Genomic DNA, 14193 nt, shown 5'->3' on the forward strand with positions numbered 1-14193 from the left:
AATTAAGCGGTGCGGGGCATGTCGGGCAAGCGGGCTTCTATCATATCCGCCAGACGGGCGGCGGCGTCAGGGCGGCCAAGGCGGCTTGCCGCCCGTGCCGTGCGGGCCAGCAGGTCACGGTCGGCCAGCAGTTCCGTCAGGCGCTGCGTCAGGACGGGGGCGGTGAAATCGGGCTGGCGGATCATCCACGCGGCATGGGCGTCACACAGTGCCTGCGCATTCGCCCCCTGTTCATCGCGTGCCGCGATGGGCAGCGGCACCAGCAGCGACGGGCGGCCCGCCACCGTCAGTTCCGCAACCGATGACCCGCCCGCGCGCCCGATGACCAGGTGGGCCGCGCGCAGGCGGTCGGGCACGTTGTCAAGGAACGGGGCGATGGTGGCGGGAATGCCGGCAGCACGGTAGGCGCCCGCCACGCGGTCCACATCCTCCGCGCGGGCCTGCTGTGTAACCTGCACGCGCGCGCGTAGCGCCGGGGCAAGGGCGGCAAGGGCAGGCGGCACCACATCGCTGAATACCCGCGCGCCCAGCGACCCGCCCCATACCAGCAGGTTGATGACCCCGTTTGACGGCTCGTACCCTTCGCCCGCAAGGGCCGCGATATCAGGCCGCACCGGCATGCCGGTCAGCGTGGTGGGCACGCCATCGGGCACGCCCGCAACGACAGGGAACGATGTCGCGATTGCATCCATGCGGGCGGCCAGGAAACCGTTGGCCTTGCCCAGCACGGCATTGCCTTCATGAATGAACAGGAGCGGCCGCTGCTTTTTCGGTAGCAGGCTGCCCCCCAGCAGCGGCGGCACGGACGGGTATCCGCCAAACCCGATAACGGCCGAAGGCCGGATGCGCGAGAGGATGCCACGCGCCTGCACCGTTCCGCGGCCCAGTGCCATGGCTGCGCGCGCGGCCCGGATGATGCCGCGCCCCGCAATCCCCGCACCGGGCAGGACAAACTGCTGCCGCCCGGCAAAGACGCCGGTTTCACGCTGGCCCGCGCGCCGGTCGGTCATGAGGATGATGTCATGCCCCCGGCGCACCAGTTCACAGGCCAGTGCCTCGGCCGGGAAAAAATGGCCGCCGGTGCCTCCGGCCGCGACAGCAATGCAGTGACGGGTCATGACGGTGCTTTCTGCGATGAAGAAGGGGAACCGAACTGTCCGTACCGGCCTTCCCCCGGCCGGTTGCGGGTCAGCGCCAGCACCAGGCCGATTGTAAGCGCAACCGACATGGCGGAGGAACCGCCATAGGAGATAAAGGGCAGCGTCATGCCCTTGGTCGGGATCAGGTGCAGCGTGGACCCCATGTTGACAAAGGCCTGAAGCCCGAACCCCGTCACCAGCCCTGCCGTCGCCACCGTAATGAACGGGTCGTTTTCATGCAGCAGCTTGAGCAGCGTGCGGATGACGATGGTGGCGAACACGCCCACGATGAACAGGCAGACCAGCATGCCGAATTCCTCCCCCGCCACGGCAAAGACGAAATCGGCATGCGCATCGGGCAGCAGGTCCTTCACCCGGCCCTCGCCGGGGCCACGGCCCAGCAGGCCGCCATTGCCAAAGGCCCGCAGGGCCGTGTCAATCTGGTAATGGTCACCCACGGCAGGGTTGAGGAAGCGCTCCACGCGTGATCGCACGTGCGGGAACACCATGTACGCCCCGGCAAAGGCCGCGACCATGCCCGCCACCCCTGCGCCGACCAGAAACAGGCTCAGCCCGTCAATGAAAAGCTGGGTCAGGAAAACCGTGGTAATGACGCTGAGCATCCCGATATCGGGCTGTGACTTCAGCAAAAGCAGCACCAGCGCGAACAGCCCGATCGCCATCAGCATGCCGGGAAAATACCGTCGCGTCTGGCGTTCGGTCAGCAGCCACGCCGTGACCACGGCAAAGAACGGCTTGAGGAATTCCGATGGCTGCACCGACATCATCGGCAGCGCGATCCACCGCCGCGCGCCCTTGATCTCGATCCCGTGCACCAGTGTCATGAATGTCGCGGCCAGCGCCAGCACGAACCCGATCCACCCCGTCAGCCTGACGGCACGCAGCGAGATCATGGACGTGAAAACGACGATCAGCGCCGCCAGGACCAGGAAGCACACCTGCTTGAAAATGAACATGTCGCGCGACGCGCCAATGCGCACGGCCACGGCGGGGCTGGCGGCCAGCATCAGGATATAGCCGAAACCGATCAGGATCCCCACGCAGATCAGCGTGACCCGGTCGATGCTGCGCCACCACCGTGCCGCCCATGACGTGTTTATGCGCGATATGCCGCTCATGCGCGGGCGGTTCCGTCCCTGCTGGCGGCCAGTTCATGCACCAGTGCGGCGAAATGCGCGCCACGCGCCTCGAACCCGCTGAACTGGTCGAAACTGGCGCAGGCGGGTGACAGCATCACGACATCAGCCCCCGGTTCGCGCGCGCACTCCAGTGCTTCGGGCACGGCGCGCTCAAGGGTTTCGACAATGCGGTGGGGAATGCCGTGGCGGGCCAGCGTTGCCGCCAGCGCCGGTGCATCCCGCCCGATCAGCAGCGCCATGGCGATGCGGTCGAACAGGGGGGCCAGTTCCTCGATCCCGCCAGCCTTGGCCGTGCCACCCGCGATCCATACCATCCGGTCATGGCACGCCAGCGCGCGCGCGGTCGCGTCCGCATTGGTGGCCTTGCTGTCATTGATGAATCGGACGCCATCAATGCTGCCCACGGTTTTCTGCCGGTGGTCCAGTGCGGTGAAGGACGCAAGGGCGGGTTCCACCGCAGCCCGTGGCATGCCCAGATGCAGCGCCATGGCGGTGGCGGCCGCCGCGTTTTCACGGTTATGGGTGCCCGGCAGGTCATGGGCCGCGCGCAGGTCGGCGATCACGCCTTCATGGTCACACAGCGCGTCGGGCGTGCAGTACAGGTCGCATTGCGGCATGTCGGCGCCGCTGACGCAGGCAATGGTGGTCCGCGTGATCGCCAGCCGCCTGCGGATCGTCTCGTAATCGGGCAGGGTTTCGCCCAGTACCGCCAGGTCGCCCGCATGCTGGTGGTCGAATACATGCAGCTTGGCGGTGGTGTAGCCCGCCATGTCGCCATGCCGGTCCAGATGGTCGGGGGTCAGGTTCAGCAGGCAGGCGACATTGAAATGCATCTGCTCCAGCCGTTCCAGCATGTAGGACGACATTTCCAGAACGTACACCCCGTCATCGGGCAGCAGCGGCAGGGACAGTGCGGCCGGGCCAAGGTTGCCGCCAGCCGCAACCGGCATGCCGCAACCGGCCAGCATGTGGGCCAGCAGCACCGTGGTGGTCGATTTGCCATTGGTGCCGGTAATGCCCGCGAACCGTGCACGGCTGCCCGCCGTGCGCACGGCGCGGTACAGCAGTTCCGCATCCGACAGGATCGGCACGAATGCCTCCACCGCCATGCGCGCCAGCGGGTGGGGGCTGGGCAGGTTGTGCGGAATGCCCGGCGAAAGCACCAGCCCCGCCAGACCCAGCATGTTGTCAAAGGGGGCCACCTTCAGCCGTTCATGCGGGGTAAGGGCCGCACGGGCTTCCGCGCGGTCGTCCCATGCCTGCACGCTGGCCCCCATCGCCAGCAGGGCGTTGACGGCGGCGGCGCCATTGCGGCCCAGACCTGCCACGCCGTAATGGTGCGCGGCCAGCAGGGACGGGGGGAAGGCCGTGCTCATCGCAGTTTCAGCGTGGCCAGACCACACAGCCCCAGCACGATGGATACGATCCAGAACCGGATGACGATCTTGGATTCCGCCCAGCCCTTCTTTTCAAAATGGTGGTGCAGTGGCGCCATCAGGAATACGCGCCGCCCGGTGCGCTTGTACCAGAACACCTGGATGATGACGGAAAAGGTTTCCACCACAAACAGCCCGCCAACAATGCACAGCACCAGTTCATGCTTGACCGCGACCGCGACCGCCCCCAGCGCGCCACCCAGCGCCAGCGACCCCGTATCCCCCATGAACACGGCAGCCGGCGGCGCGTTGAACCACAGGAACCCAAGCCCCGCGCCCACAAGTGCTGAACAGAACACCCCAAGCTCCCCCGTGCCCGGCACGGCATGCAGTTGCAGGTAGTCGGCAAAGACATGATTGCCCACCAGGTAGGAAATCAGCGCGAACACAAGGGCCGCGATAATGACCGGCACGATCGCCAGACCATCCAGCCCGTCGGTAAAGTTCACGGCGTTGCCAAAGCCCGTGATGGTGATCATGGCAAACAGCGGAAAGGCATAGCCCAGCGGCAGCAGCAGGTCTTTCACGAACGGGAAGGCCAGGTGGTTGGCAAGGTCGGGCGGCATCATGTGTTCCAGCCAGATGCCACCGATCAGGGACGCGCCGAATTCACACCCCAGCCGCATGCGCTTGGAAACGCCATCGGTATTGCGGCGTGACAGCTTCAGGTAATCATCGGCAAAGCCCACCGCGCCGAATGCCAGCGTAATCAGCATCACGGCCCAGACAAACCCGTTGGTCAGGTCCGCCCACAGCAGGGTGGACCCGAACAGCGAGATCAGGATCAGCACGCCGCCCATGGTGGGGGTGCCGACCTTTTCGATCAGGTGGCGTTCCGGCCCGAGCGTGCGGATCGGCTGCCCCCCGCGCTGGATGCGGCGCAGGTGCGTAATCAGCGGATTGCCAAGGCACAGGCTGATGACCAGCGCCGTCAGGCATGCCGCCCCGGAACGGAACGTGATGTAGCGGAACAGGTTGAGCATGGAGGTATGCGCCCCCGCATGCTGCTGGAACAGGTCATACAGCATTAGGCCTGTCCCACCCGCGCGTCATCGGCCTGCAGGGCGTTGACGACGTGGCGCATCCGGCTGCCAAGGCTGCCCTTGACCATGACGGTGTCCCCCGCGCGCAGGGCCGCGCGCGCAAGTAGCGCAAGCTGGCTGGAATCAGGCATCCACCCCCCCTGTAGGGAAGAAGGCAGGGTGTCAAAGAGTGTTTTCATATTCGGGCCGCAACAGAAGACAATATCCGCGTTCGCGCGGACGGCAGGGAGAAGGGAGGTATGCTCATGCCGTGCAAACGCACCCAGTTCAAGCATGTCACCCAGAATGGCGACACGCCGCCCCGTGGCGACCAGCCCCAGCAGGTCCAGGGCCGCCCGTACGGAGGCAGGGGACGCATTATAGCTTTCATCCAGCAGGGTGACTTTGTCATGCATCACCTTTGCCATCGCCCCGCGTCCGGCGCCGGGGTGGAAGGTGGCCAGTCCGGCCACCGCATGGCCCATATCCGCGCCCGCCGCATGGGCTGCGGCCAGCGCCAGCATGGCGTTATCGGCCATGTGGCGTCCCGGCGCGTTCACCTGCGCATGTCCCTGCCAACCGGGCAGGGACAGGTCGAACCCGCTGCCCTGCGCGTCGGTTTTCACATCCGTTTCATATACGGTGCAGTCCGGCGCATGGCCCGCCCACCACAGCGTGGCCCCCACGCTTTCGGCATTGCGCCGGAAATAATTCGCGCCGGTGACATGCGCGGGCACGATCCCGGTCCCGCCACGCGGCAGGGCCAGCAGGATTTCCGCCTTTTCGCGCGCAATGGCGTTAAGGCTGCCCATAAGCCCCAGGTGGGAGGACGCAACCGTCGTCACCACCGCGACATCGGGCCGCACCATGGTGGCCAGGGGCGCGATTTCGCCGGGGTGGTTCATCCCGATCTCGCACACGCAGTACGCGGCGCTGGCCGGCAGGCGCGCCAGCGTCAGCGGCACGCCCCAGTGGTTGTTGTATGACGCCACCGCGTAATGGGTGGGGCCGCACGCCGCCAGCGCATGGCGCAGCATGTCCTTGACCGATGTCTTGCCCACGCTGCCGGTCACCGCCACCATGCGCCCGGCAAAGCGCGCGCGTGCGAAACGCGCCATGTCCTGCATGGCCGCAAGCGTATTGCCGACCATCAGGATACGCGGGTCGTCAATCCCGCATGGTTCATGCGCAACGACTGCCGCAGCCCCCGCATCCAGCGCTGCGGCCACATGGTCGTGCCCGTTGCTGTTTTCACCCTGCAGCGCAATGAACACATCGCCCGGCCGCAGCGTGCGGGTGTCGATCGAAACGCCGGTTCCCGCGATATCGTCGTGTGATGTTGACGGAAAACGCCCCGATGTCGCGGCCAGCAGGTCCGCGCGGTTCCATAACAGTGTCATTCATTCCCCGTCAGGCCACGGATTATCGTGGCATCATCAAATGGCAGGACATCGTGGCCCACGACCTGTCCCTGTTCATGGCCCTTGCCTGCCACCACCAGCACGTCACCCGCACCCAGCATGTCCAGCCCGGCCGCGATCGCGCGCCGCCGGTCCCCGATCTCAACCGCGCCGGGGGCGGCTTCCATGATTGCCGCGCGGATGGTGTCGGGCTGTTCCGTGCGCGGGTTGTCATCGGTCACGATCACCCGGTCGGCAAGGCGGGTTGCGGTTGCCCCCATGACGGGCCGCTTGCCCCGGTCCCGGTCGCCGCCAGCCCCCATCACCACCACAAGCCGGCCCGGCGTATGCGGGCGCAGTGAATGCAGCAGGCGCTCCAGCGCATCGGGCGTGTGGGCGTAGTCGACATAGGCCGCGGCCCCACCCGGCAGCACCACCACCCGTTCCATCCGCCCCCGCACACCATGCAGGCGTTCCAGCAGCGGCACCGCCCGGTCCGGTCCGGCCGCATCCCGGTCCGCCATGGCGGCGGCCAGCAGCATGTTGTCAACCTGGAACCGTCCCACCAGCGGCACCGTGATTTCATGCACCATGGCGGCGGTGGCGATACGCAGTACCTGCCCGGTGGGCGTGGGGCGCGCGTCCATCAGGCGCAGGGTGGCGCCCTGTTCGCCGGTGCTGCGCAGGACAAGGTCGCGCCGGCGGGCGATGTCGGCAATGGCCGCACAGGTTACCGCGTCCATGTCCGCGTTGATGGCGGCAATGCCGCCTTCGGGCAGGACGGTGTCAAACAGCCGCAGTTTTGCGGCACGGTAGTGTTCGGTCGTGCCGTGGTAGTCCAGATGGTCGCGGGTCAGGTTGCTGAAGCCTGCCGCATACGGCGCCAGCCCGTCCAGCCTGCGCTGTTCCAGCCCGTGCGACGATGCCTCGATCGCCACATGGTCCACGCCGGCTTCCGCCATGGTACCCAGCATGTGCATGAGTCCCACGCTGTCGGGCGTGGTCAGCACCGGCCCGCAATCGGGCAGCGGGCAGGGGGCGACCGCGCCCATCGTGCCGATGGTGCCCGCGGGCAATCCCTGCAGGGTCCAGATCTGGCGCAGGAATTCCACCGTACTGGTCTTGCCGTTGGTGCCGGTCACCGCCGCGATGGACGTCGGCACATGCGGCGTCAGCACACGCGCGATGCGCGCCAGCATGCGGCGCGCATCGGGCACGCGCAGGGCAATGATGCCGGGCGGCACGTCATAAGCCGGGATGGCGTCCAGCAGTACGGCCACGGCCCCGTTTGCCATGGCCTGTGGAATGTATGTCCGCCCATCCATATGCGTGCCATGCAGGGCGGCAAAGATCATGCCGGGGCGGATGGCTCGGCTGTCGGCGGTAATGCCGGCAATGGTCAGCCCGTCCGCGCCGGCGGGTACGGGCATGTCCACGCCTGCGCGGCGCAGGACTTCAGGCAGGTGCATCGATATCATCCCCTGTCGCGCGGGTGTGGGGCGGCCAGCGGGTCCATGTCGTTGCTGGCATGCAGGTCACGGGCGGGCACCTGTGCCGTGCTGGTGGCCTTGCGGGCGGTATGGGGGTGGCCCGCGGTCTCGTGTTCATGTTCATGCAGGTGCGCCGTGCCCGGATCGTAACCCGGCCCCAGCGCACGATAGCCGCGCGGCACGGCAGGCCGCATGGGAATGGCCAGCGACGCCTCGATCGTTGCGGCATGCTGCGTATCGGGGAACAGGCCCAGCATGGGGGCGATGCGCGTGATCATGCGCGACGCCGTGGGGGCCGCGTTCCACCCCGCCGTGGTCCAGCCATGGGTCTGGGCCGTGGGCTTGGGGCTGTCCAGCATGACATAGATCGCGTAACGCGGCGCGTTCATGGGGAAAATGCCGGTAAAGGCAGAGACGTTGACGTGCTTCAGATAGCCGCCATGCGGGCCGATCTTTTCTGCCGTACCCGTCTTGCCGCCCACGTAATAACCAGGGGATTCCGCCTTCTGTCCCGTGCCTTTCGCCACGTCAAGGCGCAGGATCCTGCGCAGGATGTCCGAATTGGCCGCCGAAATCAGGCGTTCGGCGCTGGCGGGCATGCCCGGTGGCGTATCGGGTGCATCCGGCGCGGGCGGCGCGTCCGCCTGCTGCCCCGTATCCGGCGCCAGCAGGGTGGGCTTGAGCAGGAAACCGCCGTTGGCGGTTGCCGCCGTCCCCCGGACGATGGACAGCGGCGGTTCGGCCACGCCATGGCCAAACGCCACCGTCATGGTGGTGGAAACGCCCCAGTTATGGACCGACGGCACGATCGGCCGCCCCGCTTCGGGCAGTTCGACCGGCACGCGTGAAAAGAAGCCCATGCTGCGCAGCCAGTCCTGCTGGCGCGCCGCCCCCGCATCCAGCGCGATATGCGCCGCCGCCGGGTTGGAGGAATAGGCCATGACTTCGGGCAGGGACAGCCACGGCGCGAAATGGTCCGCCTTCATGTCCGATATGGTGAAGCGGCCGATCTTGATGGGCGTGCTGGAAAAGCTGTCCCATATATGCGCGACCCCCTCCTGCAGCGCCATGGCGACGGTCTGCAGCTTGAAGGTGGAACCGGGTTCGTACATCCCGGTCACGGCGCGGTTGAAGCGCGCATCGGGCGATGCCCGGCCAAAATCATTGGCGTCGTAATCGGGCAGGCTGACCATGGTTATGATCTCGCCCGTATGCACGTCCATAACGATGGCGCAGGCCCCGATGGCCTGGAACGTGTCCATGGCGGACTGCAGTTCGTCATGCACCACGTTCTGCACGCGCACATCCACCGACAGGCGCAGCGGCGCGCGGTCGCTGTCCAGGCGCTTGTCAAAAAACCGCTCCACCCCCGCGACCCCGTGGTCGTCAATGTCCACGCCGCCCAGTATCTGGGCCGCGACGCTGCCCATGGGGTAGCGGCGGCGCTCACCGGGTTCGAAATAGATGCCGGGAATGCCAAGGTTGTTGATCGCCAGTTCCTGTGCGGGGGAAATGTCGCGCGCCAGATAGACAAACTGCTTGTTCAGCGACAGGCGCCGTTTCGTTTCCTGCTCGTTCAGGGTGGGCAGGGCGGCCTTCAGCTTGTGGGCGGCATCGGCGGCGTCAATCATTTCCTGCGGGTTGGCATAGACCTGGGCCACCGGCAGTGACATGGCCAGCACCTGTCCCGTACGGTCGATGATCGAGGCGCGATGGACCTGCGGCAGCGCCACATCCCCCGCGATCATGCCCTTGGGGTCGCTTTTGGGAATGGGGGGAACCTGTGGCGCGATCTGCTGCTGCTGGGGCGGCATGGGGCGGATGATCGTCGCCATCGTCAGCTTCAGCCCAATGGCCGAAAACAGCACGCAGAACACGCCGGCCACCACCACAAGCCGCGCATGCATCCGGTCCTGCGCCATAAGCGTGCGCAGGCTGCCACCGACAGGGATGGCGCCCGGGGCATTCCTGCCTGGCTGGTCTTGGGTCGGATTGTTCATGCGCGTTCCGGGCTGGGGGCCGGGGTGGAAAGGGGATCAGGGATCAGTTGCTGACAGGCACCGGCGGCGGCAGGGCGCTGACATGGGGCGTGCCAAGGGAACTGCCGCCCATGCGTACGGCCGCCGCTGCCGGGTGCCATGCGGCCTCGGCTATGTTCTGGCTGTGCTGGTGGTAGCCGCCGCCCATGCGGGTGGGGGATATGACGGTGTCATGCGCGACCGTCGCATGGGCGGGTTCGGCTGCGGCCACCACCACCGGGCGTTCGGGCGCATGCACGCGTTCGGCCACCGGGGCGCGGGCGGGGCGGACATCGTTCTGCGCCAGGGCGCGGGCCAGGGCGTCATGCGCTGCGGGTGCGGGCTCGGCATGGCGGGGGGCCGCCGCCACATGGTCGACATGCGGCGCGACCGGCATGGCCGGGGCCACGTGGGGGGCCGCGTCATGCACCGGCGGGATCACGACATGGTCGGCGGCCAGCGTCGCAACCATTGTTGCGCGCGGGGCCGGGGCGGGATGGTGCAGCGGGCTGCCGGGTGCGGGCATGTGGGATGCCAGGGCCGACATCTGCACGAACTGGCCCGGTGTTACGGGTTGCAGCCCCTTGTCATACCGGCTGGCCAGCGTGCCCAGGCGGTCGGGCTGGTTCAGCATGGCCCATTCGGCGCGCAGCATCGCCGTTTGCGAACGTACGTGTTCGGTCTGCTCCACGATCTGTGCGATCTGGTGGTCCAGGGCGGTCGTCTGCTGTTTCTTGTTATACAGGAACAGGCCGGAGACCGCGGCCACCACGGCGAAGAATAACGTGACAAACCGACTCATTCGGCAGTTTCCGATGCTGGAATGGATGAGGGGGCAATGCATTCCATCGCGCGCAGTCTTGCGCTGCGTGCACGTGGATTACGGCGGGTTTCGTCCTCTCCCGGCCGGATGGGGCGTCCGGTCAGGAGCGTAAAGTCCGTGGGGGCCGCGCGCGCGGTCATGGCGCGCGGGTCATGGCGGGACGGGGCGGGCATGCGGCCCGCGGCGCGCGCCATCGCCTGCTTGACCAGCCTGTCCTCCAGCGAATGGAACGATACGACAACCAGCCGCCCGCCGGGCGCCAGCAGGCGGGGGGCGGTTTCCAGCACGCGGCTGATCTGGCCCAGTTCGTCATTGACGTGGATGCGCAGGCCCTGGAACGTGCGGGTGGCGGGGTCGATGCCCGACTTGTCGGGACGCACGACCGAACGCACCACATCCGCAAGCTGCGCCGTGCGCAGCAGCGGGGCTTCCGCCCGGGCGGCCACGATGGCGCGGGCGACGCGGCGTGACAGCCGTTCCTCGCCATAATGGTAGATGATGTCCGCCAGTTCCGCTTCGGGCAGCGTGTTGACCACGTCGGCCGCCGTCGGCCCCGTGTCATTCATGCGCATGTCCAGCGGTCCGTCCATGCGGAAGGAGAAGCCGCGCTCGGCCTCGTCAATCTGGTAGGACGATACGCCCAGGTCCAGCACGATGCCGTCAACCTGCGTGATGCCACCGTCCGCCAGCAAATCCGCCATGTCGGCAAACCCGCCATGGAGCAGGTGCAGCCGGGACGCGCCATGGTCGTCAGGGAAGGAGGGGGCAAGGGCCTGCCCACGCGCAATGGCGGCGGGATCGCGGTCGATGCCCCACAGCTGGCAGTCGCACGCGGCAAGGATGGCGCGCGCATAGCCGCCACCGCCAAACGTGCCGTCCACGTAACGGCCACCATCATGCGGGGCGAGGTATTCCATGACCTCGGCCAGCATGACGGGCACATGGCCGGGATCGTGCGGGGGGAAGGGGCCGTTCATGACGGCGTGCCCGTGGCGGGGGCGCCCCGGCCCGCCGTCAGGCGGCGGGCGCGTTCACGTGCGGCGGTGCGGCGGTCGGCTGCCGCCTGCGGATCCCAGATCTGGAAGGTGCGGCCCAGTCCCATGAATGTGACCTGATCCGTCAGCCCCGCATAGGTCCGCAGCGATTCCGGCAGCAGGATGCGCCCTTCCTTGTCGGCCTCGAACGGATAGGCATCGGCGTACAGGGCGGTGGCGAGGTCGTCGTGGTCTTCGGAAAAAATGTCCATTTCATCCAGCGGGCGGGTCAGTGCGGCAAAAGCATCGGCGGGCCATGCCTCAAGGCAGGGATGCAGATGGGACGGGCGCAGTATGGCCAGTGGCTCGCCCGATTTGGCCCGGGCACGCAGTGCGGCGCGGAATGTGGAAGGAATGGAAACCCGTCCCTTTGCATCCAGCCGGTTCTGGTGTGTGCCCAGGAATACACTCACGCTGCGCGATGCCCTCCCTTGGCATGAATTTCAGGAACCGGATGAATGACAGACCGCCAGGCGACAGCGCCGGAATCCGGCCGCCACCCTTTGTTCCGGTATGGCCATGGGATAACATGGGATTTCATGGGTGGTCAATTAAAGATGTAGGAAAGATGGCTGAAAACTGCAGTTATTATAGCACAGCAGCCCACACCTGCAGGTAAAGGGGGAAAGTCGGGGCCAATATGGCAGCAATGTGACATGTTTATGTTTTGTTCTTTAGTGTTAATACTTGTAAACAACTCTGGGTGAAGGGGGTTGCTTACCTCGTTTCACACCCGGGATAGGAAAAGATGCCAGACGGTCTGTAAGCCGGGTTCTGTCCGCCCATGGGGCGGGACGGTCATTCCTCTGCGATGGGCCTTGCGGCACACCTTGCGCGACCAACCCGAACGACGGGGCGGAAACCCCTGATGGCGCCTTGCGGCCCATCCGCCGTTCCTATTCGGTCTTGCTCCCGGTGGGGTTTGCCCTGCCATCCATGTTGCCATGCATGCGGTGCGCTCTTACCGCACCGTTTCACCCTTGCCCCCAACACGGCCCGTATTGCTACGGGCATTGCCGTGGGGGCGGTCTGTTTTCTGTGGCACTGTCCCTGGGGTCGCCCCCGCCGGCCGTTAGCCGGCACCGTTTTTCCGTGGAGCCCGGACTTTCCTCCATCACGTGTATGACCACGCGACAGCGACCGTCCGACCGTCTGGCATGCGGAAACTGGCGGTGCATGCATCTGGCGTCAAGCGATAAATGATGGATATGGGCCGCCCGGCCCGTCCGTGTTCGTGTTCCCGCCGGAGAAGCCCCATGCCAGACCCCACCGCCGTGTCCCGCCCCGGCCTGCTGACCCGCCTGCTGCTGGGGGGCATGAAGCTGCGTGCGGCCCGCCGCGCGCATGAACCCCATACGCTGGAGGACATGCGCGCGAAGCTGGACCGCCCATGTTTTCCCATGGCGCTGTCATCGCTGCAGGTGCGGCGCGTCATCGCATGCCGCGTGCCGGGCAGTCGTGGCATGCTGTCCGCGCGGCTGTACGTGCCCTATGGCCGGGTGCATGGCGTGGTGCTGTTCATGCATGGGGGCGGGTATGTGCATTGCGGGCTGAATTCCCACCATGGCATCTGCTGCCGGCTGGCGCGGCAGTCGGGGGCGGCGGTGCTGTCCATTGCCTACAGCCTTGCCCCTGAAAACCATTTTCCCATTGCCGTGGATGACTGCTGGGCCGCGCTGCAGTGGCTGGCGGGGGAAGCCCACCGCTGGGGCGGTCCCATCGCGGTGGCGGGCGACAGCGCGGGCGGCACGCTGGCGGCCGTGCTGGCGCAGATGGCGCGCGACCGGGGCGGGCCGGAACTGGCCATGCAACTGCTGTATTACCCATCCCTGTATGGTGAACGTGACGTGCCGTCGCGCCAGACCTATGCCAGCGGCTACATGCTGTCGACCAAACTTATGGAATGGTATGCCGAACAGTATGTCCGCACGCCCGCCGACCTGCGCGACCCGCGCCTGGCCCCGATCTATGCATCGTCACTGGCGGGACTGGCGCCTGCGGTGATCGGGCTTGCGCAATGCGACCCGCTGCATGACGAGGGGACAGGCTATGCCGCCGCCATGCAGCAGGCCGGAAGCAAGGCCGAAACCCGCACATGGCGGGGCACGGTACACGGGTTCCTGAACTTCTACGCCTTCCTGCCCGCCGGGCGGGAGGCCATACGCTATGGCGCCCATGCCCTGAAACGCGCCCTGCGTGGCGCGCGCGGGGTCAGCGCGGCAGCGGGTGGAACACCCCCGGTGACTGCCAGTCCGTCCGTACCGTCTGGTCAATCCGATCGATCTGCAGCGTAAACAGGTGCGGCAGGGTGTTGCGGTCCCCGGGGCACTTGCCGGAATGTTTTTCCATGACGTCAATGCGGGTGGCGTCCGGCGGGTCGTTACCGTTGAGTACGAACAGCAGGCAGTCCTTGGAATCCGATGTCATGCCGTTATGGGTGACGATGGTGCGGAAATGTTCGACCAGTGCGGTGTTGTCAAACCAGCTTGTGCGTGAAAACGTCAGCTTGTCCGCCGCCTGATCCAGCCAGCCCATGCGGCCGACCAGAAAGACAAGGGCCGCCATGGGCACGATCATCAGCACCCGGCGCACGATCCGCTGTTTCAGGCTGACGGGCGCGCGCCTGCGGGTCAGGCGCGGCGGTGTGGATGCGGGGGCTTTGGTCATGCGG

Annotated in this window: 12 protein-coding genes and 1 other RNA gene; 1 reads left to right on the forward strand and 12 read right to left on the reverse strand. The window is 66.7% G+C overall.

The window, feature by feature from the left end:
• Positions 1–2: 2 nt before the first annotated feature.
• The 11 genes from AC1RQ9_RS04460 to rnpB all read right to left on the reverse strand — a co-directional run bounded on the left by AC1RQ9_RS04460 (position 3) and on the right by rnpB (position 12678).
• Positions 3–1118, reverse strand: coding sequence for a UDP-N-acetylglucosamine--N-acetylmuramyl-(pentapeptide) pyrophosphoryl-undecaprenol N-acetylglucosamine transferase (locus AC1RQ9_RS04460; RefSeq protein WP_485985737.1), 1116 nt, complete (start codon positions 1116–1118; stop codon positions 3–5).
• Complete coding sequence (locus AC1RQ9_RS04465; protein ID WP_485985738.1) at positions 1115–2278, reverse strand: FtsW/RodA/SpoVE family cell cycle protein; 1164 nt, start codon at positions 2276–2278, stop codon at positions 1115–1117. Before AC1RQ9_RS04465 ends, AC1RQ9_RS04460 begins: the two co-directional genes overlap by 4 nt.
• Positions 2275–3675 carry a UDP-N-acetylmuramoyl-L-alanine--D-glutamate ligase gene (murD, locus tag AC1RQ9_RS04470; protein ID WP_485985739.1) on the reverse strand — a complete coding sequence of 467 codons (1401 nt, stop codon included), beginning with the start codon at positions 3673–3675 and terminating at the stop codon, positions 2275–2277. Before murD ends, AC1RQ9_RS04465 begins: the two co-directional genes overlap by 4 nt.
• Positions 3672–4763: a phospho-N-acetylmuramoyl-pentapeptide-transferase gene (mraY, locus tag AC1RQ9_RS04475; protein WP_193732271.1), complete on the reverse strand. Its 1092-nt coding sequence runs from the start codon at positions 4761–4763 to the stop codon at positions 3672–3674. Before mraY ends, murD begins: the two co-directional genes overlap by 4 nt.
• Entirely contained in the window at positions 4763–6157 is a 1395-nt protein-coding gene (locus AC1RQ9_RS04480; protein ID WP_485985740.1) for a UDP-N-acetylmuramoyl-tripeptide--D-alanyl-D-alanine ligase, read from the reverse strand. Before AC1RQ9_RS04480 ends, mraY begins: the two co-directional genes overlap by 1 nt.
• On the reverse strand, positions 6154–7626 hold the full coding sequence (locus AC1RQ9_RS04485) for a UDP-N-acetylmuramoyl-L-alanyl-D-glutamate--2,6-diaminopimelate ligase (RefSeq protein WP_485985741.1): 1473 nt from the start codon (positions 7624–7626) through the stop codon (positions 6154–6156). Before AC1RQ9_RS04485 ends, AC1RQ9_RS04480 begins: the two co-directional genes overlap by 4 nt.
• Before the next feature lie 5 nt (positions 7627–7631).
• The gene (locus AC1RQ9_RS04490) at positions 7632–9647 is read right to left on the reverse strand and encodes a peptidoglycan D,D-transpeptidase FtsI family protein (protein WP_193732268.1); all 2016 of its coding nucleotides are present in this window, start codon (positions 9645–9647) and stop codon (positions 7632–7634) included.
• 43 nt (positions 9648–9690) lie between these two features.
• Complete coding sequence (gene ftsL / locus AC1RQ9_RS04495; RefSeq protein ID WP_485985743.1) at positions 9691–10467, reverse strand: cell division protein FtsL; 777 nt, start codon at positions 10465–10467, stop codon at positions 9691–9693.
• Positions 10464–11465, reverse strand: coding sequence for a 16S rRNA (cytosine(1402)-N(4))-methyltransferase RsmH (gene rsmH / locus AC1RQ9_RS04500; protein ID WP_485985744.1), 1002 nt, complete (start codon positions 11463–11465; stop codon positions 10464–10466). The genes ftsL and rsmH overlap by 4 nt, the downstream gene beginning before the upstream one ends.
• Positions 11462–11935, reverse strand: a complete 474-nt coding sequence (mraZ, locus tag AC1RQ9_RS04505) for a division/cell wall cluster transcriptional repressor MraZ (RefSeq protein ID WP_485985745.1) — start codon at positions 11933–11935, stop codon at positions 11462–11464. Before mraZ ends, rsmH begins: the two co-directional genes overlap by 4 nt.
• A gap of 334 nt (positions 11936–12269) precedes the next feature.
• Positions 12270–12678, reverse strand: an RNA gene (rnpB, locus tag AC1RQ9_RS04510) — RNase P RNA component class A.
• A gap of 100 nt (positions 12679–12778) precedes the next feature.
• On the opposite strand from rnpB, the gene AC1RQ9_RS04515 reads away from it, so the two are divergent.
• Positions 12779–13816 carry an alpha/beta hydrolase gene (locus tag AC1RQ9_RS04515; RefSeq protein WP_485985746.1) on the forward strand — a complete coding sequence of 346 codons (1038 nt, stop codon included), beginning with the start codon at positions 12779–12781 and terminating at the stop codon, positions 13814–13816.
• Here the strand turns inward: AC1RQ9_RS04515 and AC1RQ9_RS04520 are convergent.
• Positions 13734–14189: a hypothetical protein gene (locus AC1RQ9_RS04520; protein ID WP_193732264.1), complete on the reverse strand. Its 456-nt coding sequence runs from the start codon at positions 14187–14189 to the stop codon at positions 13734–13736. The genes AC1RQ9_RS04515 and AC1RQ9_RS04520 overlap by 83 nt on opposite strands.
• Positions 14190–14193: the final 4 nt, after the last annotated feature.

The sequence above is a fragment of the Komagataeibacter ossonobensis genome, assembly GCF_057359305.1.